This window comes from Desulfovibrio porci (assembly GCF_009696265.1).
GTDB lineage: Bacteria > Desulfobacterota > Desulfovibrionia > Desulfovibrionales > Desulfovibrionaceae > Desulfovibrio > Desulfovibrio porci.
Genome location: NZ_VUMH01000003.1, coordinates 206,024 through 232,257 on the forward strand (window position 1 = coordinate 206,024; position 26,234 = coordinate 232,257).

Annotated in this window: 18 protein-coding genes; 4 read left to right on the forward strand and 14 right to left on the reverse strand. The window is 64.4% G+C overall.

What is annotated here, in order from left to right; all coding sequences use genetic code 11:
• Window positions 1-124: 124 nt before the first annotated feature.
• From FYJ44_RS04765 to FYJ44_RS04775, 3 genes are all read right to left on the reverse strand, one after another.
• A complete protein-coding gene (locus tag FYJ44_RS04765; RefSeq protein ID WP_195840950.1) occupies window positions 125-1,543 on the reverse strand; it encodes a small ribosomal subunit Rsm22 family protein in 1,419 nt (472 codons plus the stop codon).
• Window positions 1,544-1,741: 198 nt separating this feature from the next.
• Complete coding sequence (locus FYJ44_RS04770; RefSeq protein ID WP_154509653.1) at window positions 1,742-3,388, reverse strand: ASKHA domain-containing protein; 1,647 nt, start codon at window positions 3,386-3,388, stop codon at window positions 1,742-1,744.
• 52 nt (window positions 3,389-3,440) lie between these two features.
• Window positions 3,441-5,774, reverse strand: a complete 2,334-nt coding sequence (locus FYJ44_RS04775; protein ID WP_154509654.1) for a methyl-accepting chemotaxis protein — start codon at window positions 5,772-5,774, stop codon at window positions 3,441-3,443.
• A 705-nt stretch (window positions 5,775-6,479) separates the two neighbouring features.
• Between FYJ44_RS04775 and fliM the strand changes: the two genes are divergently transcribed.
• Together fliM and FYJ44_RS04785 are read left to right on the forward strand one after the other, a co-directional pair.
• On the forward strand, window positions 6,480-7,460 hold the full coding sequence (fliM, locus tag FYJ44_RS04780; protein ID WP_154509656.1) for a flagellar motor switch protein FliM: 981 nt from the start codon (window positions 6,480-6,482) through the stop codon (window positions 7,458-7,460).
• 13 nt (window positions 7,461-7,473) lie between these two features.
• Window positions 7,474-9,444, forward strand: a complete 1,971-nt coding sequence (locus tag FYJ44_RS04785) for a glycosyltransferase 61 family protein (RefSeq protein WP_154509658.1) — start codon at window positions 7,474-7,476, stop codon at window positions 9,442-9,444.
• Here the strand turns inward: FYJ44_RS04785 and FYJ44_RS04790 are convergent.
• Together FYJ44_RS04790 and FYJ44_RS04795 are read right to left on the reverse strand one after the other, a co-directional pair.
• Window positions 9,410-13,621, reverse strand: a complete 4,212-nt coding sequence (locus FYJ44_RS04790) for an acyl-CoA dehydratase activase-related protein (protein ID WP_154509660.1) — start codon at window positions 13,619-13,621, stop codon at window positions 9,410-9,412. The genes FYJ44_RS04785 and FYJ44_RS04790 overlap by 35 nt on opposite strands.
• 364 nt (window positions 13,622-13,985) lie before the next feature.
• Complete coding sequence (locus FYJ44_RS04795; protein ID WP_288229021.1) at window positions 13,986-14,753, reverse strand: methyltransferase domain-containing protein; 768 nt, start codon at window positions 14,751-14,753, stop codon at window positions 13,986-13,988.
• 390 nt (window positions 14,754-15,143) lie between these two features.
• On the opposite strand from FYJ44_RS04795, the gene FYJ44_RS04800 reads away from it, so the two are divergent.
• Together FYJ44_RS04800 and FYJ44_RS14420 are read left to right on the forward strand one after the other, a co-directional pair.
• Complete coding sequence (locus FYJ44_RS04800) at window positions 15,144-16,187, forward strand: alcohol dehydrogenase (protein ID WP_229772499.1); 1,044 nt, start codon at window positions 15,144-15,146, stop codon at window positions 16,185-16,187.
• Window positions 16,188-16,276: 89 nt separating this feature from the next.
• A complete protein-coding gene (locus FYJ44_RS14420) occupies window positions 16,277-16,459 on the forward strand; it encodes a hypothetical protein (RefSeq protein ID WP_195840953.1) in 183 nt (60 codons plus the stop codon).
• Window positions 16,460-16,614: 155 nt separating this feature from the next.
• On the opposite strand, the gene FYJ44_RS04805 is transcribed toward FYJ44_RS14420, so the two are convergent.
• The 9 genes from FYJ44_RS04805 to rpmI all read right to left on the reverse strand — a co-directional run bounded on the left by FYJ44_RS04805 (window position 16,615) and on the right by rpmI (window position 26,145).
• Window positions 16,615-17,787 carry a phosphoglycerate kinase gene (locus FYJ44_RS04805; protein ID WP_154509664.1) on the reverse strand — a complete coding sequence of 391 codons (1,173 nt, stop codon included), beginning with the start codon at window positions 17,785-17,787 and terminating at the stop codon, window positions 16,615-16,617.
• A gap of 113 nt (window positions 17,788-17,900) precedes the next feature.
• Window positions 17,901-19,898 carry a transketolase gene (tkt, locus tag FYJ44_RS04810; RefSeq protein ID WP_154509666.1) on the reverse strand — a complete coding sequence of 666 codons (1,998 nt, stop codon included), beginning with the start codon at window positions 19,896-19,898 and terminating at the stop codon, window positions 17,901-17,903.
• Window positions 19,899-19,920: 22 nt separating this feature from the next.
• Entirely contained in the window at window positions 19,921-20,643 is a 723-nt protein-coding gene (gene rpe / locus FYJ44_RS04815; RefSeq protein ID WP_154509668.1) for a ribulose-phosphate 3-epimerase, read from the reverse strand.
• A gap of 47 nt (window positions 20,644-20,690) precedes the next feature.
• Window positions 20,691-21,032 (reverse strand): MerR family transcriptional regulator, encoded by a 342-nt coding sequence (locus tag FYJ44_RS04820; RefSeq protein ID WP_154509670.1) that lies wholly within the window; start codon window positions 21,030-21,032, stop codon window positions 20,691-20,693.
• 179 nt (window positions 21,033-21,211) lie between these two features.
• Window positions 21,212-23,617 carry a phenylalanine--tRNA ligase subunit beta gene (gene pheT, locus FYJ44_RS04825; RefSeq protein ID WP_154509672.1) on the reverse strand — a complete coding sequence of 802 codons (2,406 nt, stop codon included), beginning with the start codon at window positions 23,615-23,617 and terminating at the stop codon, window positions 21,212-21,214.
• Window positions 23,618-23,644: 27 nt separating this feature from the next.
• Window positions 23,645-24,025: a translation initiation factor IF-2 gene (locus tag FYJ44_RS04830; RefSeq protein ID WP_229772500.1), complete on the reverse strand. Its 381-nt coding sequence runs from the start codon at window positions 24,023-24,025 to the stop codon at window positions 23,645-23,647.
• 10 nt (window positions 24,026-24,035) lie between these two features.
• On the reverse strand, window positions 24,036-25,070 hold the full coding sequence (gene pheS / locus FYJ44_RS04835) for a phenylalanine--tRNA ligase subunit alpha (protein ID WP_154509676.1): 1,035 nt from the start codon (window positions 25,068-25,070) through the stop codon (window positions 24,036-24,038).
• Window positions 25,071-25,303: 233 nt separating this feature from the next.
• Entirely contained in the window at window positions 25,304-25,657 is a 354-nt protein-coding gene (gene rplT, locus FYJ44_RS04840; RefSeq protein WP_154509678.1) for a 50S ribosomal protein L20, read from the reverse strand.
• A gap of 290 nt (window positions 25,658-25,947) precedes the next feature.
• Window positions 25,948-26,145, reverse strand: coding sequence for a 50S ribosomal protein L35 (gene rpmI, locus FYJ44_RS04845; RefSeq protein WP_022655705.1), 198 nt, complete (start codon window positions 26,143-26,145; stop codon window positions 25,948-25,950).
• Between the last annotated feature and the right edge of the window lie 89 nt (window positions 26,146-26,234).

Consider the following 26,234-nt stretch of genomic DNA (forward strand, 5'->3'; position numbering starts at 1 on the left):
CTTATATACGCCCGGCGGGGTTGAAAAAAAAGCCCCGAAAGTCCGCATTTCTCGGATAATGAGTTGAAATTACATGATAAAAATTCACAAAAAGTTCATGTAAAAAATAGCGGAGCCGCGCCGCTCAAGGCTTTGCGGACACGTGCGCACGCGGGCTGCGGATAATGCGCGCCCGGCTTTTGGCGTCGCGCGGCGCGTCCGGCATGAGGCGGACAGGCAGCCGGTCGCCCGAGGCCAGAGCCTCGGCGTCTTCCAGCAGCATCAGGCCTTCGGCGGTGCATGCGTAGCGCACCCGGCCCGCCAGGCCCGGCACTGCAAAAGGCGCGGAAAGCACGCGGGCGGGCAGCGTTTTTTCCCGGCCGGGGGCGGCGACAGGGACAGCTTCCGGTTCCGCCGCCGCGCCGAGCAGCAGAGGAGCCAGGGAAAGTCCGCTCTTGGCCAGGCCCGCCTCTGTGGAAAGGCGCAGCAGCCAGTCCGGCGCGTCCCGGCTGTCAAAGGTGAAGTGGCACCAGGTCCGCCCGCCCTGCCCGGCCAGCAGCGGACAGGCCGCGTTGTGCGGACAGGGGGCCAGCGCCGCGAGGCCGCCTTCCAGAGCCAGGTCGCGCAGACGCATGATGGTGTTGCCGCCCAGACGCGTGCCCGGCTCCACAAAAAGCAGGGCGGGCGACGCCCCGCTCTCCGGCGCATTTTCCGGCTCCGCGCCGTTATGGCGGAAAAGCAGGGGCGCGAAGGCATCCAGCAGACTGTCCAGGCGTTCGGCCAGCGGCCCCTGCGGCGCGACTTCCGCGCCCTCCCCGTCTTCCGGCTCTTCATCCCAGGCCTGCCGTCCGCCCCCGCCCTTACGGCCCGGACGCAGTTCATTGAGCACATTGGCCGCCGTGACCAGCCAGGGACGGCAGCGTTGCGCCCCGCCTTTCCCGGCCAGGAGCGGGGCCGCCTGCCGGGCCAGGCTTTCCAGCGGCCCCTGGGCCGTGCGCACGGGCCAGGTTTTCCAGCCCAGGCACGCGCCCCAGGAGGCAAACAGGGCTTTGCCCAATTCCGGCGGCCGGGCCGCGCTATCCAGGGCCAACACCCGCACCGGGGCTTCCCGCCATTGGGGCCGGGCCAGCCAGAGCGCCAGGGGCAGGCTCAGCGGCCCGGAACCCGCGTCCAGCAGCAGGGCTTCGCCGTCCTCCGGGGCCAGGGCACGCGGGTCGGGCAGAGGCAGGGCCGCCAGCAGGCGGGTCAGGCGCAGCAGGTTCCAGGGCAGAAAATAATAGAGATAGGCGCTGACAAAGGCCGGGGAACTCCAATAGGGCCGCCGCAGATCCCGGCGTTCCGTGGTCAGCAGGCGCGACAGCGCGGCCACGTCCTCGGGCAGGGAGCGGCGGTGCGCGGCGTTCAGGGGCCAGATTTTGTGCAGGGCCTCGGGCAGACATTCCAGAGCCTGGCGCGCGTCCGCATCCAGAGGGGGAAACAAGGCGTCGGTTCGCGGCCAGGGCGAGGCCGACGGGAAGCGGCTTCCCGTCTCGCGCGCGGGGCGCGGGGCGCGGGGCGCGTCCATGGCGTCCCGCCGTTCCGGGCGTTGACCGGCCGGCAGCTTGCCGGGCCGACTATCGTACCGGTTGTCGGACCGATTACCGGACGGGGCGGCGGGCTTGCCCTTGTCCGCGCGCGAATCGCGGGGTCTGGCAGGCGACGGTTTCCTGTCGGAGGCGCGGGGCTTGGGGGACGCGGACGGCGAAGCGGTGCGGCGCGGCATTCAGACTCCAAAGCGCATACGGCGCAGATAGGCGTGATGAAAATCGGGATCTTCCACCAGGGGCAGCACACGGGCTCCGGCGCAAAGGCGGGCCAGGGCCGCGCCCTTTTCCGGGTGCAGGGCCAGCAGGGCCGCGCCGTCCAGAGAGGCGTTGCCCACGGCGCGGATGCGGGAGCCGAGCCCGGCGGGCACAAAGCCCAGTTGTTCCAGAATATCAGGCCGGATATGCTCGCCCAGCGCCCCGGCCAGGCAAAGTGCGGCCACGTCGCGCGGCGGCACGCCGGCCGCGGCCAGCAGGGCGTCCAGGGCCAGGGCGAAGGCGGCCTTGACCTTGAGCAGTTCCTCCACGTCGGCGGCGGCCAGCCGGAGGCCGCGCGGCAGATACAGGTGCGTCCGGCCCCGCTCCTTGCGCAGTCCGGCGGCCAGCTTGCGCGCGAGCGGCATAAGCGAAGGCGAAGACGCGTGGGCGAACAGGCCCGAGGCGTCCAGCAGGCCCAATTGCAGCAAAAGGCCGAGCAAAGAAAGATAGCCAGTGGCGCTGATGCCGCGCGCTGGTCCGCTCGAGCCGTCCGGCGAGTGCGCCGCCAAGCCCGCCGGGCTGAGGCTGAAGTCCGTGACCACGTCCGGTCCGGCCAGTTGCCCGCATTCCGGGCCGATGCCCTCCAGGGCCGGGCCCAGAGGCACGCTGGCCAGCAGCAGTTCCCCTTGCGCCGTGACCAGAGCCAGTTCGCCGTTGGTGCCCAGATCCGCCAGCACAAAGGGCCGGGGCGTACGGACCTCCAGCAAAGCCGCCAGGCCCGCGCTCACGTCGCCGCCTACAAAGGGCGCGGGCAGAGGCGGGATGTACACCGGCGGCAGGCCCGGCAGGCAGGCGGTCTCATGCCCGGCGTGGGCGGCCCGGTAGGGCGCGGCGCAGAGGCCTTCCACGTCGCGGTCCAGAAAAATGTCGGTCATGGCCGTATTGGCCGCCAGACAGACGCGCGCCACTCTGCCGTCCGAAGAGCGCAGACCGTCCACAATGCGACGCACAGCCTCACGGGCCAGCCCGGCCAGGCGGGCGCGGCCTTGCGGCGCGCGGGCCACGGCCAGACGGGACATGACGTCCGCCCCGGCTCCGGCCTGCGGATTGAGAAAATGCCCCTCGGCGACTGTCGCGCCGGGCTCCGCGCCATCCAGAGCCAGCGCCCGCCAGTACACGGAAGTAGTGCCCAGATCCACAGCCAGAGCCAGTTCCCGCCCGGCCGCGCGGGCACGGGCGATCTCCGGCGCGACGGCCGCCTCCGGCGCGAAATCCTCCTGCGGCAGCTCCAGCCCCAGCGGAGCGGCACAGGCCGCTTCAGGGACCTGACGGCGGCAGGCCAGCCGCCAGCCCGCGTTCAGCTCCCGCAGCGAAAACACCGCCTCTTCAGCGGGCAGGGGCGGCGGCGCGTCGTGCGGAAAACGCAGACGGCAGCGGCCGCAACGGCCCAGACCGCCGCAAAGCGGCAGTGGCCGCAACCGCCCGGACAACCAGAGGGCGCGCGAAAGACTTTCCCCGGCCGGAACGTCCAGTTCCACGGACTCAAGCAAGGACGGCGCGGGAGGCGCTTCCGGGGCCGGACCATCGCCGGTGGCGGGTGCGGGCGAGGGTAAAAGGCGTACTTTCATGCCGCCTACCCTGCCCCAAGGCCGCCGCGATGGCAAGACGGCCCGCCCCTGTTCAGGCCCTGTCGCCGCCCACAGACCTGATGATGGCCTCCAGATCCCCTTCCGCGGGCTCGGCAAAGGCCAGGCCCGCCTGCGGGCCGTCCACCCATATGATCCGGGCCTCCCGGTCCGCGAAGAGCGTGTCAAAAGGCGCGGCCACGGCATGCAGGACCACCGACGCGCCCCCTTCCAGAGCGGGCGGTGCGGCAAAACAGAGACGCGCGCCCGAGCGGCTCACGTCCGCCAGTGTGGCTTCGACCTCCCGGCCGCCGAAAACGACGTTCAGCCTGTAAGGATCGCGCAGGAGATAACGCGGCTCCGCGCGGCGTTCGCTGCGCATGCTGTCGATGATTTTTTTCAGTTCGCCGGAAAGTTTGCTCAATTCCCGCACATACCCGTCCGAGGCCCGCATATTGTCCGTGGTGTCGCGGGCCTTGTCGCTGATGCTTTTGATCATCTCCAGCATCTCCCCGCCCACGGCGGCCTGTTCTTCGGTGGCGTGGGCGATGCCCGCCACGGTGTCGGCCGCCTGCCGGGAAACATCCAAAATGCGGTTCAGGCGCTCGCCGGAGCTGTCGGCCAGTTGCGTGGTCTGACGGGTCAGTTCCACGGCGCGCTCCGTGGCCGCGCCGCCCGAGTCCACGCCCTGCTGGATGGCCTGTACCGCGGCGGCCACCTCCGTGGTGGCCTGCATGGTTTTTTCGGCCAGTTTGCGCACCTCGTCGGCCACCACGGCGAAACCTCGCCCGGCCTCCCCGGCGCGGGCCGCCTCAATGGCGGCATTGAGCGCTAGCAGATTGGTCTGGTCGGCCACATCAGTGATCAGTCCAAGGATGCGGCCGATACCGGCAGCGTGCGCGCCCAGCGCTTCCATATCCTTGGCCACGGCGGCGGTCTGCTCGGCCACCTTGGCGATGCAGGCTATCGTCTGGCGCACCACCTCCACGCCGCCGGCAGCTTCCTCCTCGGCGCTCTTGCTGTCGCCGGCGGCCCGGCCGGCCCTGGCCGCCACCTCGCTCATGGTCTCGGCCATGCTGCGGATGCCCTGCGCCGCGTCCAGAGACGCCTTGGCCTGATCCTCGGCCATGCCGCCTGTGGTGCGCAACTGCTCGGAAAGCTGTTCAAAGGCATGGGTCTGGCGGCCGGAAATATCCCGCGCCTCGTCGGCGGAAAGATAAATGCGTTCGTTGAGGGCCGCGATACGCTCTTGCTGGGCATGGATCTCGGTCAGATCGCGGTGCAGGGTGAAGCAGCCGATCAGTGTGCCGTCCAGATCCCAGAGCGGCGAGACATCCATGGCCACCCGCTTGACCTCGCCTTTAAAATTTTCGCGCGTGACTTCGTAATTCAGGATTTCGCGCCGTTCGGCCATGACCTGGTGGCAGAGCGTTTCCCTTTGGGCGTCGGCATAATAGAACTCGCCCGCGGTTTGACCGAGGTAATCCTCCGGCTGGCCGGAATGCCCCCAGCAGTTCAGCATGGCCCGATTCACATAGGCCAGGCGGCAATTCACGTCAAAAGCGGCGAACGGCAGGGTGATCCCCCGCATGATGCCCTGGGAAATGCCCAGCTTTTCCTTGATGTGCCTCACCATAATGTTGAAAGCTTCGGCCAGTTGTCCCACCTCGTCGCCCTGGCTGATAGGCACGCTGCTGAACTCGCCTTCCGCCACGCGGCCCGCGTGGTCCTTCAAGCGCGCCAGAGGCGTGGAGATGCCCCGCACGAGCAGCCAGAGCGCCAGGCAGCACCCCAGAACGGTCAACGCCCCCATGCTCATATCCAGCAGCGTGGTCATGCGGATTTTGGCGCGCAGCTTTTCCACCGTGCCGGCAAAGGACGTGTTGATCTCGCCCCGGGCCGTGGTGAGGATTTCCTGCACCTTCTTGAGCTGCGGCATGGTTACGTCTTCAAACAGACGGCGGGCCTGGGCGCTGTCGCCGTTCTCCATGGCCAGCTTGAGCCGCGCGGCGGACTCGTGCAGGGCCAGATGCGCTTCCCCCAGTTCCCGGAAAAGCGGCTCCAGCGCGGGCAGCTCCTGCTCCAGGCCGCTTTTGCCGGGACCGTAGAGCCAGCGCCCGAACGCGCACTTGTGCCCGTCCAGCAAGGCATCCAGAGGCTTTTTGCCGTTGTCGAGCAGATACTTCTGAACGCGGGAAGCCCACTGCAAATGCCCTACTTCCGCAGCCAGCAGCATGGTGTCCTGCCGGGGGCGGCTCAGGATGTCGGCCTCGCCGCCGATAAGCCGCAATTCCCGGATATTGATCAGCATGAAGGCCAGGACAACGAACATGCCCAGCAGAAAAATGACAACCAGTTTCTTTTTTATGGAAATGTCGCTCAAACGCATGACGCCCCTCCCGTATTTACCCGTTGCACGCCGTCAGCACATCAACGGCGCATCCCTTTTCCGGGGCGGGTCTGTTATCGGTTCGCGGACTCGTTCAAACGGACAGCGGTGAGTCAATGCCATGACACTATCGGTTGCGCGTCGCCACTGTTGCCGTGGCATGACGCTCAAAAAATCCCCTCTGAAAAGAGGAAATACAGCGCATATAAAATGTTTCAAAAGGACGCCGGAAAAAATTACAGCACAAAAAAAGAAAAACACCGGCATAGCGGTTTTTGACAGGTTCCGGCCACGGTGGCAGTATTCAATACACGGCCGGAAGTAAAATAAAGGCGTCAAACTTATCTTCATTATGAAGACATATTCACCCTATAGCCTCCCTGTAAAAAAATGTCAATATCGATATCCTACAAATATACTATATTTTTATAGTGTGATGACAGACGTAAATTCTTTTTCGTAGTCTATTTTTTCTATTATTAGTAAATATAGCATAACCTGCAATATGCAAACGCGTATTTATCATATAGATGGGCGTGGCTGATCCGACCCCGAAACCGGACGGCGGAACGGACGGGCTGTCAGACTTCCGACAACGGCGCGGGGGGGCCTGTTCCGCGTGCCGTGACGGCGGCCTTGTCAATCTGGCCTTTTTTTTGCATTCTGATTCCCGAACAGGCACATCAGCAGGAGTTTCGAGGCGGTATGAACAAAGTTCTGGCACAAGACGAAGTGGATGCCCTGCTGCGCGGGCTTTCCGGCGGCGAGATCGAAAGCGAACCCGAGGTGCTGGAAGACGATTCCGGCATCGTGACCTTTGACCTCGCCAATCAGGACCGCATCATCCGCGGCCGCATGCCGGTGCTGGAAATCGTCAATGACCGTTTCGCGCGGCTCTGCACCAACGCCCTGTCCAACGCCGTGCGCAAGCGTGTGGAGCTGAACCCCATTTCCATCGACATGACCAAGTTCGGGGAGTTCATGCGCTCCCTGCCCGTGCCCACCTCCATCAACATCTTCAAGATGGATCCCCTGCGCGGCAACGCCATCATGGTGGTGGACTCGCGCCTGGTCTTCGCCCTGGTGGAAAACGTCTTCGGCGGCGCGGGCACCCAGCCCAAGATTGAAGGCCGCGAATTCACGCGCATCGAGCAGGCCGTGGTGGACAAGATCGTCAAGATCGCCCTGGACAATATGGAAGAATCCTGGCGACCCGTGCACGACGTCAAGCTGGAACTGGTGCGCAGCGAAATCAACCCTCAGTTCGCGGCCATCGTGCCGCCCAGCGACGTGGTGGTGGTCATCACCTTTGAGGTGGAACTGGACACGGCCCTGGGTTCCATGATCATCTGCCTGCCCTACGCCACCATCGAACCCATCCGCTCCAAACTGCACGCCAGTTTCCAGACCGAACGCCTGGAAGTGGACCACGCCTGGGTGGCGCGCCTCAAGGAACGGCTGATGGAAACGCCGGTGGAACTCAAGGTGCATTTCGGCGGCACCACCATCACCGGCAATCAGCTTCTGCGCATGCAGGTGGGCGACGTGCTGGTGCTGGACACCGACGTGGAAGACCTGCTCACCTGCACGGTGGCCGGAGTGGGCAAATATCAAGGCATCGCGGGCACGGTCAAAGCCATGAAGGCCTTCCAGATCATCAAGGAAAACGAGCCCCAATATACCTGACAGGGGATTTTTCATGCCCGCCGAAGCCGTGCTCAATGTGACGATACCCGTGTTCAACCACGCGGAGCTGGTGCAGCGGACGCTGGCGGCCCTGCGCAAGACTTCACAGGAAATTCCCTTCTGCATCACCGTGGTGGACAACGGCAGCGACGAGCGGCTGGTGGCGCGACTGCGGGAATTCAGGCAGTCCGGGATCATCGACAATCTCTTTCTTCTGCCGCGCAACATGGGCGAGGCCTGCGCCGCCAATATCGGCTGGCAACTGGTGAACGCGCCCATTTATATGAAGCTTGCGAGCGGCATGGTCATCACCGAAGCGCACTGGCTGAGCAAGCTGCTCCGTTTCTGGCGCAACGGTCTTCCGGTCTCCACCCTCGGTTGCGTCCGCAATCTGAACATGCGTCCGGCAAATCCCGAGGCCGCGGACGCGCCGGGCGGCGATCCGGACCTCTCGACCGACGGAGCACTTGGCCGGGCCGTCATGATTCCCAAGGAAGTTTCGGATGTCCTCGGCCGCTGGAATGAGGACTACGGCCCCACGTCCGTGCTGGAGGCGGATTTCGGCGCGCGCATGGCCTGCGCCGGTTTTCCCCAATACTGCTATGAAGAAGCGCGCTACTTTCGCGACGCGCCCGCGTCCGGCGCTTCCGGGGAAGGCGCGCAAACGCCGGAAGAACAACGCGCGGCGGATCTTTTCACCGTCAACGCGACCCTGTACCAGTTGTGCATCCGTTCCTGGAAGGTCATGCCGAGCTACGAGGTGATCGACGTGGATGAGGATTCGCGCGTCCAACTGGCCGAGCGCGCGGAATACATGGAATTTCGCATGGTTCTCGACGACTGCGCGCAAACGCTCTCCCATCTTCGCCAGCGGGGCATACCGTATCCCGGCTTTGAAAAGGAATTCATCTGGCCCTACAAAGAACGCTTCGCGTCCGTCGAGCGGGAATCCGCCTACTTTGCCGTGACCGGGGACGCTCGCCCCGCATGTCCTACGGCATCCCCAAGCGGAAGCGGCCAAAGCGGGGATGCCGTTCTCCCCGGTCCGGACACTCCGCCGCAGACCTTCGCCCTGCACCATGACGCCTTGCTCATGCCTTTCGCGGGCAGCATGGACGAGTTCGCTTCCGGCGTTTTCGTCAACGGCCGTTGCCTGCCGGACACGCTGCTGTACCGGGGCAGAGCCGCCGCGCCCTGCCGCCCCCAAGCCCGCCTGAAAGGCCCGTGCATCTTCGGCGGCTACATGTTTGCGCACTACGGACACTTTTTGCTGGAAAGCCTGAGCAGATATTACGCCATCGCGCGCTGCAAGCCCTGGCCGCTGCTGTTCATGTCGCCCAATCCGACCCTCCGCCCCTGGCAAAAGGAAGCCTTCAAAATTCTGGGCCTTACCAACAGGATACAGTTTATCAGAGTGCCCACCCTGGTGGATGAGTTAATCGTCTCGCCGCCCGCCTGCGACGCGGCGACGGCCATGACCGACGCGCAATTCGGGGCTCTGGGCCGCCTGCCGGAGCGCGCGCCCCGGGCCGGGAAAAAACTCTGGGTATCGCGCAGCGCGCTGCGGGGGGGCAAGGTGGAGGAGGAAAAAAGTCTGGAGGCGGAACTTGCCCGCACGGGCTGGGAAATCATGCATCCCGAAGAACTGCCGCTCCCGCAGCAGGCCCTAGCCATGATGGAAGCCGGGCATGTGGCCGGTTTCGACGGTTCGGCCTTCTATACGCCGCTCTTCTGCCGGAGTCTGAGCAACCACTTCATCCTGTTCAGCCGCCGCAACTACTTCGTGCCGTTCATGCTGGACTATATCCGCAAGCGCGGCGCCCGGCTGGACAGCCATATTTTCCCGGCTGCCGCCACCACGGGACGCCGCGCCGCGCAAAACCACTCTCTGGACGTGGACCGGGTGCTCACGGTCCTGCGCGAGGCCACCGACGGCCCGGAACACGGCCTCACTTCAACTGGCCGGAACGCATCATCAGCTTGATCCGGTTGATCTGGTTCACTTCGCTGGCGCCGGGATCATAATCCAGGGCGATGATGTTGGCCTCCGGGTAGCGCCGTTTCAATTCCTTGAGCAGCCCCTTGCCCGTGATGTGGTTGGGCAGGCAGCCGAAGGGCTGCATACAGAGGATATTGTTGACCCCATCCTCCAGCATCCTGACCATTTCCGCGGCCAGCAGCCAGCCTTCGCCGGTCTGGTGGCCCAGAGAAATCAGATTCTTCGTTTTCTTGCGCAATTCGTGAAAGCGGATGGGCGTGTTGAAGCGCTTGCTGCGCCCGAAGCAGAAACGCATGCCCAGGCGCGTGAACTCCAGAAAGGCGATGCCCGCCATGGCCGCGCGGGAATCCTTTTTCTTGCCCGCGAGATGCTCGTAATTGAAGATGTGGTCATAGAAATTGTAGAGGAGAAAATCCATCAGGCCCGTGACCACAGCCTCGCCGCCCTCCTCTTCCACGATCCTGGCGGCATTGTTGTTGGCGTCCGGATGGTATTTGAGCAGCACCTCGCCCACCAGCCCCACGCGCGGCTTGCGTTCCTCGCTGAGCAGGGGCAGGCGGTCGAAATCCCGGATCATGGACAGCATGTTCAACTCAAAACGCGGGATGCTGCCGGAAACGATATTTTTTTTCGCTTTTTCCGTCCAGAGCGCGGCCAGGGCCTCCGCGCTTCCCGCCTCCCTTTCATAGGGCCGCACCCGGTGGATCATGCGCAGCAGCGCGTCGCCGTAGTGCCCGGCCATGATCATCCGGCGCAGCATCTTGCCCGTGAGGCTGATGCCCGGCGCGCCCTCCTGAATGCTGGTGGAGAAGGAAACAATGGGCACCCGTTCCAGACCCGCGTCCAGCAGGGCCTTGCGCAGAAAACCGATGTAATTGGTAGCCCGGCAGCCCCCGCCGGTCTGGGAGATGACCAGGGCGACCTTCTCCGGATCGTACACGCCGCTCTTGAGCGCTTCCAGCAGCTGCCCCACGACCACGATGGCCGGAAAGCAGGCGTCGTTGTTCACATGGCGCAGCCCCAGTTCAATGGCCGCGCGGCTTACGCTGGGCAGGAGCACGGCCCGGTAGCCTTCCGAAGCGAAAACTTCTTCCGTGAACTGAAAATGCAGCGGAGACATCTGCGGAACCAGCAGGGTATGCGTTTCACGCATGTCTCTGGTGAAGGCCGGAGGCGGTTCGTCCGGCATGACGGCGCTGTGGGCCAGCTGTTCCCGGCGTTCGCGCATGGCCGCCTGCAGTGAGCGGATACGGATGCGGGCCGGGCCGAGGTTGGCGCCCTCGTCGATCTTGATCTGGGCGTACAACCGTCCCCGCAGGGTGACGATTTCCTCCAGCTGGTCCGAAGTGATGGCGTCCAGGCCGCAGCCGAAAGAAACCAGTTGCAACACCGCCAGATTGTCCACTGTGGCCGCATAGGCTCCGGCCCGGTACAGGCGCGAATGGTAGGCCCACTGGTCCACCACCCGCAACGGGCCGGGATCGGGCATCAGATGCGCCACGGAATCCTCGGTCAGCACGGCCATGCCGCAGGAGGTCACCAGATCGGGCACGCCGTGGTGCACCTCCGGGTCAGTATGGTAGGGATGCCCGGACAGGACAATGCCCATCTTGCCGTCGGCGGCCAGCTCCGCCAGAGCGGCTTCGCCCGCGTTGCGCATATCCTGGTGGAACGTGTCCATCTCCGCAAAACCGGCGCGTACGGCTTCTTCCAGTTCGGCCTGGGGAATTTTCGAAAAGAAAGGAATGTCGCGCAGCCGCTTGGCGAGCATGCCCCTGTCCAGGGGCAGGAACTGATGGATGAAGGTTATGCCGCGCTCTTCAATGGCGCTGATATTGCGCGCCAGAAGCTCAGGGTAGCCGATGACCACCGGGCAGTTGAACGTGCCGGCGGCGGATCCGGCGCTTTGCTGCTCGTTGGGCAGGCAGGGGAAAAAGATGGTTCCGACGCCCCGCTCCACCAGGTCAAGCACATGCCCGTGCGCGAGCTTGGCCGGATAGCAGACGGTCTGCGAGGGGATGGTGTCATAGCCGCTGTAATACAGTTCCTTGGACGAGGGCGAGGACAGGACCACGCGGAAACCCAGGCGGGTGAACAGGGTGAACCAGAGCGGATAATTCTCGAAGATGTTCAGCGCTCGGGGAATGCCCAGAACGCCGCGCCGGGCCGCGCCCTCCTCCAGTGGCGTATAGGGTTCGAACAGGCGCTTGTATTTGTAGGCATAGAGATTGATGCAATGCCGTGGTTCCGCTTCGGCGCCGCGTTCGCAGCGGTTACCGGAAATGAAACGGCGTTTGTCCGCGAATGTGGTGATGGTCAGCAGGCAGGCGTTGGTGCAGCGGCGGCAACGGGTGGTGGCCGTACGCGCTGAAAAGGTCCGGACTTCCTCCGGACCGAGCAGGCCGGTTTTTCCGTTCAGCGGGCCGCGTTTGCGGGCGATCAGGGCCGCGCCGAAGGCCCCCATCAGCCCGGAAATGCCGGGCCGCATGACAGGACGGCCCAGCTCCAGTTCCAGAGCCCGCAGCAGGGCGTCATTGGCGAACGCCCCGCCCTGGGCGACCATGTATTCGCCCAGTTCCGCCAGATTGGAAATCTTCATCACCTTGAAGCAGGCGTTGCGCACCACGGCATAGGAAAGACCGGCGGCAATGTCGCCCACGTCCGCCCCTTCCTTCTGGGCCTGCTTGACCTTGGAATTCATGAACACGGTGCAGCGGGTGCCGAGATCCACTGGCGAAGCGGCGCGCAGCGCGTGGTCCACAAAATCCGCCAGCGGCATGTTCAGCGATTCCGCGAAATTCTCGATAAAGGAACCGCAACCGGCGGAGCAGGCCTCGTTGAGGTTGATCCTGTCGATGACGCCGTTGCGGATGCGCATGCACTTGATGTCCTGCCCGCCGATGTCCAGGATGAACGAGACGCGCGGCTCGAAAAACCTGGCCGCCGTGAAATGCGCCACGGTTTCCACTTCATCCACGTCCAGGCGCAACGCCGCCGCCAACAGGGCGCTGCCGTAGCCGGTGGCCGCGGCCGCCCTGATGGTGAGACCGGGGCGCTTCTGGGAGTAAATATCCCTGAGGACGCCGAGGGCCGCCGTGAGGGGATCGCCCTTGTTGGAATCGTAAAAGGAATAGAGCAGGTTGCCGTCGGCATCCAGCAACGCGGCCTTGATGGTGGTGGAACCGCAGTCAAAGCCCAGCCAGGCGTCGCCCTCGGCCGTGGCCAGATCCCGCCGGACCGCGCGGCTGCCGGAATGACGGGCGGCGAAGGCCTCACGCTCCTCGCGGGAGGCGAACAGGGGCGGCAGCCTGCCGTAGGTCTGCGCCGCGCCGCGTTCTTCCAGCACGGTCAGGCAATCCGCGAACGAAAAGGTTTGTGGGCTCATGTCCATGGCGTGATAGGCCGCACCCAGCGCCACGAAGAAATGCCCGTCCTCCGGAAAGACCGCTTCGCGCATCTCCTTGAGCATGGCCGTGAAGCGCTCGCGCAGGGAGGGCAGAAAGGACAGCGGACCGCCGAGAAAAACGATCTTGCCTTTGATGGCCCTGCCGCGCGCCAGGCCCCCAATGGTCTGATTGACCACGGCCTGCATGATGGAGGCGGCGATGTCCTCGCGCGCGCAGCCTTCGTTGAGCAGGGGCAGGATGTCGGTTTTGGCGAAAACCCCGCAACGCGACGCAATGGGATAAATGGTCGCGTGGCCTTGGGCCAGCCGGTCCAGACCGGCGGCGTCCGTGCCGATAAAAGCCGCCATCTGGTCGATGAAGGCTCCGGTGCCCCCGGCGCAGGTTTCATTCATGCGCTGGTCAAGACCGCCGCTCAGAAAGGTCAGCTTGGCGTCTTCGCCGCCCAGCTCGATGACCACGTCGGCGTCGGGAATCCTCTTTCTGATGGCCAGATTGGAGGCCAGCACTTCCTGAATGAAGGGCAGGCCCAGCTCGCCGGCCAGAGAAATGCCCCCGGACCCCGTGACGCTCATGCGGCAGGCTGCGCCATGGGCGAAGTCCGCGATCTCGCGCAACAGGCGCGCCGTGCTCTGCCGGACTTCGGAATAATGCCGCGAATACTTGCTGAACAGCATTTTTCCCGTGGCGTCCAGCACGACCGCTTTCACGGTGGTGGAACCGATGTCAAGGCCGATATAATATACGGGGGGCTGCATGAAAGATCTTAACCTGTCATTTTTACGTCATACAGTATAACGTGCGCACGCTGGAAAGTATGATATTAGTCAATATCCGGAAAAATATAAAGGAGTGCTCATGAGAAAAGAAAAATACACGGCGTTTAGCGGAAGAACGATCCCCTGGCAAAGCTCTCGAAATTCCGCCGGAAGTCCGACGGCGGAAGCCAAGGACGTTCAAAACAGGCCATGGAAGAACAGACCGACGGCGCAAAACACCGCGGTTCGGGCGTGAATCCGCCGCAACAGGCATCATGTTGCGGCTCTGAATGATTACAGAGAAGCGTCGGGGCATTGGACAAATTCTTTGCATGATCCGCGCGGCATATTCCCTCCGGCCCCGCTATTGTCCCCGGATCCAGTAGGTTTCGAAGCCGTCCTCCAGCCAGCCGTCCTCCACATTGCTGAAGCCCGCCTGCTTGAAAAGCTGGCGGTATTCGTCGCGGGTGCGCCGCCAGCCCCAGAACTGCTGCCGCCGGATACCCAGGTAATGCAGGACGCCGCGGATGACGATCTTGATGGCGTTGACGAAGCTGCCGATAAAGGAATCCTCTTCCAGCAGCGAGGCGGACAGACAGACCAGCTCGCCGCCGGGCGCGAGTTGGGCGCGCAATTCCTCCAGCATATGGATGAGTTCGCGGCTGGGAATGCCGTAGTCCACGGCGGAAAGATAGATCATGTCGTACTGCACGTCCGACGGCAGGCAGGCGGGCGGCAGGCCGATGTAGATGCGGTCGGCGGGGATGTGTCGCCTGAGCCACTTCATGCCCACGGTGCTGGGTTCGTTGACGTGCAGCTCCAGCTCGGGCATTTCCTCCAGAAGCAGCTTTTCCATATAGCCCACGCCGCTGCCGATGGAGAGCACGCGCACCGGCCCCTCGCGGACAGGCTCCTGAGCCAGGCGGGCGCGCAGTTGTCCGGCCAGCCAGCGGGCGTCCTTGCGCTTGTTGACGCGCCAGGTCGAGGGCAGATCGTCCCAGTCCTTGTAGCGGCGGAACAACTCCTCGTAAAATGTGGCGTAAAACTTGGGCTCCGCCAGATGGAAAAAAGAAATGTGCGAGAATGCCGTGAACGGTATCCCCTGCCAGCTTTCCTGATAAAAACGCCGCACTCTTGCGCCTCCCGGATCAGAAGGACAAATCCGCGGAAGACATGCGCTTCCGGCTATTGCCCGACATAGACCAGTATAGCCCAAGCTTTGTCCGGACGCAATGTCCCGGCGCTGCGGACCCAGGGCCGCCGCATCTGAAAAATCTTTATTTATTGACTAGATAACCCGGGAAACGGACAAAAAACAAGCCGCCTTCTCTCCGCCTGAACGGCCTGCGGGCGGACGATCAGCGCCGGGAAAAGCCTGAAAAATAAAATCGTTCGGCGCCGCAAAAGCTGAAATGAAATGTCTCCGCCACGGCGGCGGACGCCCCGCTTTACCCGGCGTCCGTCTTCCGGCATGCTGCGACCGTAAGACAACAGACATGCGAGGCATCATATGGACGGCACAATGAAAGCACTGGTCTGGCGCGGCGCGGGTGATCTGCGCCTGGAAGATCATCCCCTCCCCCGCATCCGGGACCCGCGCGACGCCATCGTGCGGGTAACCCTGTCCAGCATCTGCGCCAGCGATCTGCACATCCGCGACGGCGCGGTGCCGCGCGCCCGGCCCGGCGTCGTTCTGGGGCACGAGTTTGTGGGCGAGATCGTGGAAACCGGCACCGAAGTGCGCAAGCTCAAACCCGGCATGCGGGTGGCGGCCAATGTGGAAACCTTCTGCGGCTCCTGCTTTTTCTGCCGCCGCAATTACGTGAACAACTGCGAACACGGCGGCTGGGAACTGGGCTGCCGCATTGACGGCTGCCAGACCACATACGTGCGCGTGCCCTTTGCGGAAAACGGCCTGAATCCCGTTCCGGCGGGCCTGAGCGACGAGGACGTGATTTTTGTGGGCGACGTGCTCTCCAGCGGCTATTTCGGCGCGGAGCTGGCCGAGATCCGCCCCGGCGACAGTGTGGCCGTGCTCGGGGCCGGACCTGTGGGGCTCTGCGCCATGGCCTGCGCCCGCCTGTTCGGCGCGGGCCGGATTATCGCCGTGGATCTGCTGGAAAACCGCCTGCGTCTGGCGCGGGCGCGGGGCTGGGCCGACGATGCGATCAACGCCGCCTGGGAAGATGTGGAGGAACGCGTGCGTGAATGCACCGGCGGCCGGGGCGCGGACGCGGTCATTGAGGCCGCCGGCGGAAAAAGCACCTTCCAGACCGCCTGGAGAATCGCCCGGCCGCACGCCTGCGTGGCTGTGGTGGCCATGTACGGCGAGGCCCAGAACCTGCCTCTGCACCAGATGTACGGCAAAAATCTCATTTTCAAAACCGGCGGGGTGGACGCCGTGCACTGCGGCCGTCTGCTCGGGCTTATTGCCGACGGCAGGTTGGACGTGCGTGCCCTGATCACCCACCGCCTGCCGCTGGACCGCATTCTGGAAGGCTATGCCGTTTTTGAAAACAAAACCGACGACTGCATCAAATGCGTGATCACGCCCGCCGCCATGTAGAAGCAGCTCCGGACCCAAGGCGCGGCTTTTGACATTTTCCACCAGCGTCCGTATACGCTCCGGACGCCATGGCGTGAAAGGAGGCAATCATGCGCCGACGCAGGAAAAAAGCGGATCTGCGCATCGTGATCCGCGACGAGGAACTTAAGGTCCGCAAGGCCGCCGTGCGGCCAGTCCGGCCCCACCGGGACAAAACCCGCTATTCCCGGCGGGACGGCAAGCGCCTGTATGAGGAAATCCCCGGCCAGCCTGGCCGGGGATTTCCTTTTTGAAGCAGATAACTTGGACTTAGAGCAGATTACCTTTGAAACGCTATGCTTCTTCAAAGGTTCATTCAGCCGAAAAGCACGGCTTTCGGCTGAATCCACGCCGCTTCGCGGCGCGCCGCACTGGGTGCGGCGTCAGAGCATTTCAAAGTAGAAAGGCTCTAGCCGCGCGCTTCCAAAGCCGCCACCGAAGGCAGCACCTTGCCTTCCAGCAGTTCCAGGGAAGCGCCGCCGCCCGTGGAGATATAGCCCATTTTGTCAGCCAGGCCGTAGCCTTCCACAGCGGCCACCGAGTCGCCGCCGCCCACGACCACAAAAGCCTTTGACGCCGCCAGCGCTTCGGCCAGGGCCTTGGTGCCCGCGCCGAAAGGCTCGGTTTCAAACGCGCCCACAGGTCCGTTCCAGACCACGGTGGCCGCGCCGGCCAGCAGCTTCTCATACAGAGCCACGGTCTTGGGGCCGATGTCCAGAATCATTTCGTCCGTCGGCACGTCGTCCGCCGCATGCACCGTGGCCTTTTGGCCCGGCGCCAGCTCCTTGGCCGTGACCACGTCCACGGGCAAGGGCAGTTGTTTGCCCTGCGCCCCGGCTGTTTCCATGATTTTTTTAGCTTCCGGAATCAGGTCCGGCTCACAGAGAGAGGCGCCCACGTTGTAACCGGCGGCAGCCAGAAAAGTGTTGGCAATGCCGCCGCCCACAATCAGGCTGTCCACCTTGGCCAGCAGATTGGCCAGCAACCCCAACTTGGTGGAAACCTTGGAACCGCCGATGACCGCCGCCAACGGCCGGGCCGGATTGTCCAGCACCTTGGCGAAGGCCGCCAGTTCCGCCACCATCAGCGGCCCGGCGCAGGCCACCTTGGCCTGGCGCACCGCGCCCTCGGTGGAGGCGTGCGCCCGGTGCGCCGCGCCGAACGCGTCCATCACATAGATGTCGCCCAGGCCCGCCAGCTGGGCGGCCAGAGCCGGATCATTCTTTTTCTCGCCTTTGAGAAAACGCACGTTCTCCAGCAGCACGCACTGCCCCGGTTTCACCTTTCCGGCGTCGGCCGGTTCACTGACCAGCGGCACCTCCCGGCCCAACAATTCGCCCAAACGCGCGGCCACGGGTTTGAGCGAGAACTGCTCCTCATACCGGCCTTCCGTGGGACGGCCCAGATGCGAGAGCAGAACCACGCCCGCGCCCTTGTCCAGGGCCATCCTGATGGTGGGCAGCGCCGCGCGGATGCGCTTGTCGTTGCTGATCCGCCCTTCTTTCATGGGCACGTTGAGATCTTCCCGGATGACAACGGTCTTGCCGTTGCAATCCAGATCCGCAAGTTTTTTGATGGGCATATGTCGCCTCCCTGTGGTTGGCGTTCTTGATGATTGCCGATTTCCGCGTAAATAAAAATTTTTTTGTGCCGAATGTCAGAAAAACGATTTTTGAGGCCATCGGACAAAAAGGCTTATTTACGCAAGAGAGCCCTCGCTTTTTCCAGCACATTGGCCGTGGTAAAACCGAAGCGCTCAAACATGACCGAGCCGGGCGCGGACGCGCCGAAGCTGTGCATGCCCAGCACGTCGCCGTCCAGGCCCACGTACTTGTACCAGTAGTCGGGCGAGGCGGCTTCCACAGCCAGACGGCAGCGCACGGCCGAGGGCAGCACGCTTTCCTTCCAGGCCGCGTCCTGGGCGTCGAAAATCTCGGCGCAGGGCATGGAAACCACCCGCGCCCGGCGGCCGTCGGCATTGAGCTGTTCCGCCGCTTCCACAGCCAGGGCCACTTCCGAACCCGTGGCCAGCAGAATGATTTCCGGCGTGCCCTGGCAGTCGCGCAGCACATAGCCGCCCCTGGACACGGCCGCGACCTGGGCCGCGTCACGCTCAAAGAAAGGCAGCTTCTGGCGTGAAAGCGAAAGGCAAGTGGGAATCTCGCGGCTCTCCAGGGCGGATTGCCAGGCCACGGCGGTTTCCAGCGTGTCGCAGGGCCGCCAGAGATGCAGATTGGGCGTCAGGCGCAGTGTGGACACCTGCTCCACGGGCTGGTGGGTGGGGCCGTCCTCGCCCACGCCGATGGAGTCGTGGGTAAAGGCCCAGACCACCCGCAGGCCCATGATGGCCGCCAGACGCACGGCGTTTTTGGCCTGGTCCGAAAAAGCCATGAAGGTGCCCGCGTAGGGGATAAAGCCGCCGTGCAGGGCCAGGCCGTTCATGACCGTGCTCATGCCGAATTCGCGCACGCCGTAGGAAATATAGTTGCCGGTGTACGCGCCGGGCTTGAGATGCTCGGACTTGGAGGTCAGGGTGCCCACGGAACCGGAAAGGTCCGCCGCGCCGCCGATCATCTCGGGCAGCGCGCCCACCAGATGCTCCAAAGCCTTCTGGGAGGCCACGCGAGTGGCCAGGCTTTCGGCCTTGTTCACGGCTTCCGCGAGCATGGCCTTGGCCACGGCCGCCCAGTCGGCAGGCAGATCCCCGGCCATGCGCCGCAGAAATTCGGCCGCCAGTTCCGGATTGGCCTGTCTGTAGGCCGCGAAAGTTTCATTCCAGGCCGCTTCGGCGGCCTGCCCGGCGGCGCGCGCGTCCCAGGCCGCGTAAATATCCTGCGGAATTTCAAAAGGCGGTTCGTGCCAGTCCAGGGCCCGGCGCGTGGCGTCCGAAGCGCTCTCGCCCAGGGGCGAACCGTGGCTGGCGGCGGAGTCGGCCTTGGGCGAGCCGAAACCGATATGGGTGTGGCAGATGATCAGGCTGGGGCGGGAGAGATCCGCGCGGGCCTCGGCCAGGGCCTTGTCCAGGGCCTCGCTGTCGTGCCCGTCGATGGGGCCGATGACCTGCCAGCGGTAAGCGCGGAAACGCGCGCCCACATCCTCGCTGAACCAGGCGTCGATCTTGCCGTCAATGGAAATGCCGTTGGAGTCGTAGAGCACGATGAGCTTGCCCAGGCCCCAGGTTCCGGCCAGGGAGCAGGCCTCGTGCGAGACGCCCTCCATCAGGCAGCCGTCGCCGCAGAAGGCGTAGGTGCGGTGGTCCACCACCGTATGTTCCGGGGTGTTGAACTGGGCGGCCAGCATGCGCTCGGCCAGAGCCATACCCACAGCCGAGGAAATGCCCTGGCCCAGCGGGCCGGTGGTCATTTCCACGCCGGGGGGCAGGCCGCGCTCGGGATGCCCCGGCGTCTGCGAGCCCCACTGGCGGAAATTCTTGATTTCCTCAATGGGAAAATCATAGCCCGTGAGATGGAGCACCGCGTACTGGAGCATGGAGGCATGCCCGTTGGAAAGCACGAAGCGGTCGCGGTCCAGCCAGGCGGGATTGGCGGGATTGTGCTTGAAGCCGTGCCGCCAGAGGGCCTCGGCCATATCGGCCATGCCGAGGGGCGCGCCGGGGTGGCCGGAACGGGATTTTTCAATGGCGTCGATGGCAAGGGCGCGGATGGCGTTGGCGCACTGTCTGCGGGTGGGCATGACTCTTTTTCCTTTCTTGGCGTTACGGGTTGGAATGCGGCGCGGCAGGCCGCCAGGCGCGGGCGGCGCGCAGGCCGGGACGCTCGGCGAGCCCCTTGGCCGCACGCATGAAAGCCTCCAGACGCGCGTCATAGGGCTTGTGCCCGAAAAAGGCGGAACCGGACACCAGCACATCGGCCCCTGCTTCCAGCAGTTGGCCCGCGTTTTCCGGACAGGCGCCGCCGTCCACCTGGATCAGCGCTCCGGCGGCTCCGGCCTCGGCCAGCAGGGCGCGGGCCGCACGGATTTTCTCATAGGTCTGGGGAATGAAAGCCTGGCCGGAAAAACCGGGATTGACGCTCATCAGCAGCAGAAGGTCCAGGTCCGGCGCAAGCCAGCGGGCTGCGGAAAGGTCCGTGCCGGGATTCAGGGCCAGCCCGGCCTTGAGGCCCAGCTTGCGGATCTCGGTCAGGGTGCGCTGGGCGTGGCGGTCCGCCTCGGCATGGATGACCAGCAGATCGGCCCCGGCCTCTTTAAAGTTGCGCAGATAGCGGGCCGGCTCCTCAACCATGAGATGCACGTCAAAAAAAAGCCCGCTGTGGGGCCGCAGGGCCTTGATCAGCGGGGGACCGAAAGTGATGTTGGGCACAAAGGCCCCGTCCATCACGTCCAGATGCAGCCAGGTTACCCCGGCGGCCTCCAGGGCGGCCAGTTCCTCGGCCAGACGCGAAAAATCGGCGGAAAGCAGGGATGGGGAAAGAATCATGGACAACAACCTTTTGCTACATCCGGCGCGTTTACGGCGCCGCGGCGTCATTGACCGGCCAGCAGACGGCGCACCGAGGTCAGCTCCCGCTTGAGCATCTGCATGAAGGCCGGGTCCGGCACGGCGGCCACCCGCTCGGGCAGATTCTCATCCAGCACGGCGCTGCCCTCCAGCACGCGGCGCGCGCCTTCAATGGTCATGCCCTGCTCGTGCAGCAACTGCCGGATACGGCGCAGGAGCGCCAGATGGCTTTCCGTGTACAGGCGCTGGCCCTTGTCCGTGCGCAGGGGGGCCAGTTGGGGGAATTCCGTCTCCCAGAAGCGCAGGACATGGGTTTTGAGATTGAGCAGCTCCGCCGCCTCGCCGATGCGGTAGTTTTTTTCCGGCATAGAACCGTCCTCCTGAATCTCAGGCGCATGAGGATTTTCCTTCTCCCGCAAGAAAACCGGGTCTGTTATGAAAGGCATGAACCCTTCATAACAGACGACGGGACGCCGCCGGAGAAGGAAAAGGCCATACGCGGGAGCTGTTTCCGCATGAGGACGAAAGGACCATTTAGAAACGGCTCCTAAACGCGGACGCCCAAATTCTTCACGAGTGATTCTGCCACCTTTTCCCGCTCCTTGTCCACTTCCGCATCCTTGAGGGTCCGCCCGGCGTGGCGGAAGGTCAGGCGGAAGGTCAGATTGCGCCCCGCTTCAACGCCGGGGCCGCCCTGGGGTTCAAAGCAGTCCACGAGCACTGCGTCCTCCAGCAGGGGCAGACCGAGCCCGGTCAGATGATCGAGCACCTGGCCGACCTTGAGTTCCGGCCCGGCCATGACCGTGATGTCGCGGCGCACCGGCGGGTAGACCGGCAGAGGCGCGAAGCGGATCACGGCCCTGTCGTGCAGTTCGCGCAGCACTTCCAGGTTGAGTTCCGCCAGCCAGACGGCTTTGCGGGCGTGGAAATCCTCGGCCAGGGCGGGTTTGACCCGGCCCATGCGGCCCACGCGGCGGCCCTCGACCAGCACTTCCACGCAGGGCAGGAGGAAGGGATGCGTTTCGGCCTGACGGCAGACCGGCGCGGGCAGATGCAGAAAATGCAGCAGGTGTTCCACCACGCCCTTGAGGTCCGCGTAGTCCATGTCGGCTTCGGCATGAGGCCAGGCAGTGTCGTGGCGCGCGCCGTAGAGCAGGATGCCCAGCATGCCGGTTTCATGGGCTGTGGTTTCCGAGTCCGGGTCGGCTTCGAAAACATGGGCCAGTTCGAACAGCCGCAGCCCCTGCGCGCCCTGGGCCAGATTGTTGCGCAGATCCTGAAGCAGCCCCGGCGCCAGGGCCGTGCGCAGGGCGTCCTGTTCCGCCGAAAGGGGATTCATGATGGAAATGCGGCCCTCGGCGGGCAGGCCGAGATGGTCCAGATCCTTGTGGCCCACAAAACTATAGTTGACGGCTTCGTTGAGGCCCAGACCCGCGCCCCAGTGCTTGAGCCGCAGCCAGAAAGCATAGCGCGATTCCGGCTCGGCCGCGCGCGCCAGATCCAGCTGCACGGGCGGCAGCACGGGCGGGATGGTGTCCAGGCCGTGCACCCGGCCCACCTCCTCGATGAGGTCCGCCTCGCGGGTGAGGTCGGGTCGCCAGGAAGGCTGCTCCACCCGCCAGGCGTCGCCGTCCTTTTCCACGGCGCAGCCCATGCCGGAGAGCGTTTTTTCGTCGAATTCCGGACTCAGCCGCACGCCCAGCAGGGCGTCGGCCCTGGCCGGACGGAAGGCGATGCGCGCCGGGACAAAGGGCCGGGGTTCCTCAATGGAGAGGCCGCGCCGCACCACGCCGCCGCCGAAGGCCGCCATCAGGGCGCAGGCCCGGTCCAGAGCCCAGATCGTGCGCTGCTGGTCGATGCCGCGCTCAAAACGGTAGGAGGCTTCCGAGGAAAGCCCCAGCCGTCGCGAGGTCTTGCGGATGGCACCGGGCCGGAAGACCGCGCTTTCCAGAAAGACGTTGCGGCTCTCAGCCGTGATTTCCGTATTCAGGCCGCCCATGACCCCGGCCAGACCCACGGGCCGTTCCGCGTCGCAGATGCACAGGTCACGGCTGGTCAGAATCCGCTCCTGGCCGTCCAGGGTGACGAACTTTTCGCCTTCGCGGGCGGGTTTGACCACGATGCGGCCGCCCCGCAGCTTGTCCAGGTCAAAAGAGTGCAGGGGCTGGCCGCATTCGAACAGAATATAGTTGGTCACGTCCACGATATTGGAAATGGGGCGCACGCCCACGGCATGCAGGCGATGGCGCACGCGCATGGGCGACGGGGCCACCTTGATCTCAGAAATGACCCGGCCCGAATACAGCCAGCAAAGCTCGGGCTCCGTAATCTCAATAGGGACGATGGCTTCCGGGCCGTTGGCGTCCAGGTGCAGGGGCAGTTCCGGGACGCTCAGGGGCAGGTTGAAGGCCAGGGCCGTCTCACGCGCCAAGCCCAGCACGGAGAGGCAGTCCGCGCGGTTGGGCGTGATGGAGATGTCCAGCACTTCCCGGTCCAGTTCGAGCACATCCACAAGCCGCGCGCCCACTGCGGCGGAGTCCGGCAGGACCATGATGCCGCTGTGATCCTCGGTGAGGCCCAGTTCCCGCTCGGAGCAGATCATGCCGAAGGACGGCGCGCCGCGCAGTTTGGCTTTCTTGATCACCGTGCCGTCAGGCAGGCGCGTGCCCACCAGAGCCACGGGCACCTTCTGGCCGGCGGCCACGTTGGGCGCGCCGCAGACGATATCCAGCAGTTCGCCCTGCCCGGCATCCACCTTGCAGCAGTGCAGATGGTCGGAGTCGGGGTGCTGGACGCATTCCGCCACGTAGCCCACCACAATGGCGCTGATGGCGTCGTAGGGGCGCTGGATGTCTTCCAGCTCCAGGCCAAGCATGGTCAGCCGGTCGCCCAGCGCTTCGGCAGTGCCTTCGTAAGGCGTAAATTCACGCAACCATGAAAGGGAAAGCAGCATATCTCGTTCCTGTGGGCTTGATTAGGCCTATTTGAATGACCAGGCCGGGGTTTCCGGCTTGGCGTCCGGGTCCGGCAAGGGCCGGGAATCGGTGCTGGAACCGTATGAACCGTAGGCTCCGGGACGCGGGCGCTTGCGGGGCGCTTTTTCCTCGGGCGGGCGGTCTTCAATGGTGTTGCCGTAGGCGTCGGTATAGCCCATGCCGCCCTCGGCCGTGCGCGACGGCGCACTGGCGGGTGGCAGGCCTTCCAGGGGCTTGGGGCCGCCCGGCGGTTCCAGGCCGGAGTGACGCGGGCTCAGGGCCGAGGCGGCCAAAGCCGCGTGCGGAGCCGGTCCGGTCCCGTCCGTCAGAACCGCTCCCGCGCAAAGGACGGCGCAGAGGGCAAGCAGGGTCAGAAGGCGCCTCATGCTTGCGGCCTCAGGCAAACTGCCCCAGAAAACGCACATCGTTCTCAAAGAACATACGCAGGTCGCCGATGCCGTATTTGAGCATGGCCACGCGCTCCACGCCCAAGCCGAAAGCGAAACCGCTCACGTCCTCGGGATAGCCCACGGCGGCGTATACCGCCGGGTCCACCATGCCGCAGCCCAGAATTTCCACCCAGCCGGTGGTCTTGCAGACGCGGCAGGGTTCGCCGTCCACATGTCCCTTGCCGCCGCACATGCAGCAGGAGATGTCCACTTCCGCCGAGGGTTCGGTGAAGGGGAAAAAGCTCGGGCGAAAGCGCACCTTGGTGTCGGCGCCGAACACGGCCCGCACAAAGGCGGTCAGGGTGCCGCGCAGATGGGCCATGCTGATGTCGTGCCCCACCATCAGTCCCTCAATCTGGTGGAACATGGGGGTGTGGGTCAGATCCGAGTCGCGCCGGTAGACCTTGCCGGGGGCCACCACGGCTACGGGAGGCTTGCGGGCCAGCATGGTGCGCACCTGCACCGGCGAGGTGTGGGTGCGCATGAGCACTTTTTCGGTGATGTAGAGGGTGTCCTGCATGTCCCTGGCCGGGTGTTCGGCGGGCATGTTCAGGGACTCGAAATTGTAGCGGTCGATCTCCACCTCCGGGCCGGAGGCCACGTCAAAACCGAGGCCCTTGAAGATGCCGCAGATCTCCTCCATGACCAGGGTGGTGGGGTGCAGCGAACCACGCCAGGGCGCGCGCCCCGGCAGGGAAGGGTCGAAACGCGCCAGGGCCGAGGCTTCGCGCCCGGCTTCCAGAGCGCTTTTGCGCGCCTCGAACAGGGCGTTGCAGCGCTCTTTCACACTGTTGGCGGTTTGCCCCACGGCGGGCCGCTCGGCGGGCGCGAGTTTGGGCAACCGGCTCATGATCTGGGCGAGACGGCCCTTGCGGCCCAGAAAATCCACCCGCAAGCCTTCCAGGTCTTCCAAAGAAGAAGCCTGGTCCAGCCCTCGTTCGAGTTCCGGTACCAGGCCTTCCAATGCTGTAATCAGGTCCATGCAGATTCCCGATGCCGCCTGTGCGGCGCTGAGGCTTTCATAAACACGGGCGGCGGGCTGTTGGCCGCGCCGCCCGGCATAAGACGTCGTCGTAATTCGCGCTGAAGCGGCATGTGGAATTTTTGTGCGCCGGCAAGGAAAACAAGCGGCGCGCCACAGGCGCATAGCCGGCTATGTAACCAAGGCGCGCCGGGGCCTCTGACGCGGCCAGCGCGCAAAAGGCCGCATGCCGCCTACTTCAGGGCAGCCTTGGCCAAATCCACCACCTTGGCGAAATCGTCTTTCTGATAGACGGCCAGATCCGCCAGCACCTTGCGGTTCAGTTCGATGCCGGCCAGCTTCAGGCCGTGCATGAAACGGCTGTAGGACAGCCCGCTCAGGCGCGCACCGGCGTTGATGCGCAGAATCCAGAGCGTGCGGAAATCGCGCTTGCGGTTCTTGCGGCCGATGAAGGCATACTGGAGCGAACGCTCCACAGCCTCGCGGGCGGTGCGGTACAGGCGGCTGCGGCCCCCACGGAAACCTTTGGCGGCGCTCAGATATTTTTTGTGGCGACGATGACTGGCAAGACCTCTCTTCACACGCATGGGCGTACCCTCCTTCACACCGGCCAGGCGGAGGAAAGCCCGCCGGGTGGATAAAAATGATCAGGCCCCCTGCCGGGGGACGCGGATTGAAGCTTGCTCGCGGCTCCACGCGTGCCGCCGACCCGAAAGGATCAAAAAGGAAAAACCGCCGCGCCCAGCAATGCGCAAGCGCGGATTTTTGGGCACTGACAAGGAAACCGAGCTTTTTATGACGGGAGCGGACTCTTCTGGTCCGTGACCGGAATAAAAAGCGAAGGCTGACGCCGTCAGCGGGCAAAAGGCCGCGCTTGCTAGCCGTTGGGCAGCATGCGACGGACAGCCTTCTCATTGGTGCTGTCCACCAGAGTGGCCTGGCCCAGACGCATTTTGCGGCCGGGGGCCTTCTTGGTCAGGATGTGGCGCAGATTCTGACGGCGACGCTTGAACTTGCCGCTGCCGGTAAGCTGAAAGCGCTTGGCCGCGGCGCGCCGGGTTTTGATCTTGGGCATGGCGTACTCCTTACAGAACAAAAAACGGATATGCCCGGCGTCCTGCTCAGACCGCCGGGGAAGGCATAGTGCCTTAAAAAACAGTCGGC

What these genes read in the sequence shown, in the direction of transcription:
- FYJ44_RS04765 (WP_195840950.1), bottom strand. Translation starts at nt 1,543, where the DNA reads ATGGACGCGCCCCGCGCCCCGCGCCCCGCGCGCGAGACGGGAAGCCGC.
- FYJ44_RS04770 (WP_154509653.1), bottom strand. Translation starts at nt 3,388, where the DNA reads ATGAAAGTACGCCTTTTACCCTCGCCCGCACCCGCCACCGGCGATGGT.
- FYJ44_RS04775 (WP_154509654.1), bottom strand. Translation starts at nt 5,774, where the DNA reads ATGCGTTTGAGCGACATTTCCATAAAAAAGAAACTGGTTGTCATTTTT.
- fliM (WP_154509656.1), top strand. Translation starts at nt 6,480, where the DNA reads ATGAACAAAGTTCTGGCACAAGACGAAGTGGATGCCCTGCTGCGCGGG.
- FYJ44_RS04785 (WP_154509658.1), top strand. Translation starts at nt 7,474, where the DNA reads ATGCCCGCCGAAGCCGTGCTCAATGTGACGATACCCGTGTTCAACCAC.
- FYJ44_RS04790 (WP_154509660.1), bottom strand. Translation starts at nt 13,621, where the DNA reads ATGCAGCCCCCCGTATATTATATCGGCCTTGACATCGGTTCCACCACC.
- FYJ44_RS04800 (WP_229772499.1), top strand. Translation starts at nt 15,144, where the DNA reads ATGAAAGCACTGGTCTGGCGCGGCGCGGGTGATCTGCGCCTGGAAGAT.
- FYJ44_RS14420 (WP_195840953.1), top strand. Translation starts at nt 16,277, where the DNA reads ATGCGCCGACGCAGGAAAAAAGCGGATCTGCGCATCGTGATCCGCGAC.
- FYJ44_RS04805 (WP_154509664.1), bottom strand. Translation starts at nt 17,787, where the DNA reads ATGCCCATCAAAAAACTTGCGGATCTGGATTGCAACGGCAAGACCGTT.
- tkt (WP_154509666.1), bottom strand. Translation starts at nt 19,898, where the DNA reads ATGCCCACCCGCAGACAGTGCGCCAACGCCATCCGCGCCCTTGCCATC.
- rpe (WP_154509668.1), bottom strand. Translation starts at nt 20,643, where the DNA reads ATGATTCTTTCCCCATCCCTGCTTTCCGCCGATTTTTCGCGTCTGGCC.
- FYJ44_RS04820 (WP_154509670.1), bottom strand. Translation starts at nt 21,032, where the DNA reads ATGCCGGAAAAAAACTACCGCATCGGCGAGGCGGCGGAGCTGCTCAAT.
- pheT (WP_154509672.1), bottom strand. Translation starts at nt 23,617, where the DNA reads ATGCTGCTTTCCCTTTCATGGTTGCGTGAATTTACGCCTTACGAAGGC.
- FYJ44_RS04830 (WP_229772500.1), bottom strand. Translation starts at nt 24,025, where the DNA reads ATGAGGCGCCTTCTGACCCTGCTTGCCCTCTGCGCCGTCCTTTGCGCG.
- pheS (WP_154509676.1), bottom strand. Translation starts at nt 25,070, where the DNA reads ATGGACCTGATTACAGCATTGGAAGGCCTGGTACCGGAACTCGAACGA.
- rplT (WP_154509678.1), bottom strand. Translation starts at nt 25,657, where the DNA reads ATGCGTGTGAAGAGAGGTCTTGCCAGTCATCGTCGCCACAAAAAATAT.
- rpmI (WP_022655705.1), bottom strand. Translation starts at nt 26,145, where the DNA reads ATGCCCAAGATCAAAACCCGGCGCGCCGCGGCCAAGCGCTTTCAGCTT.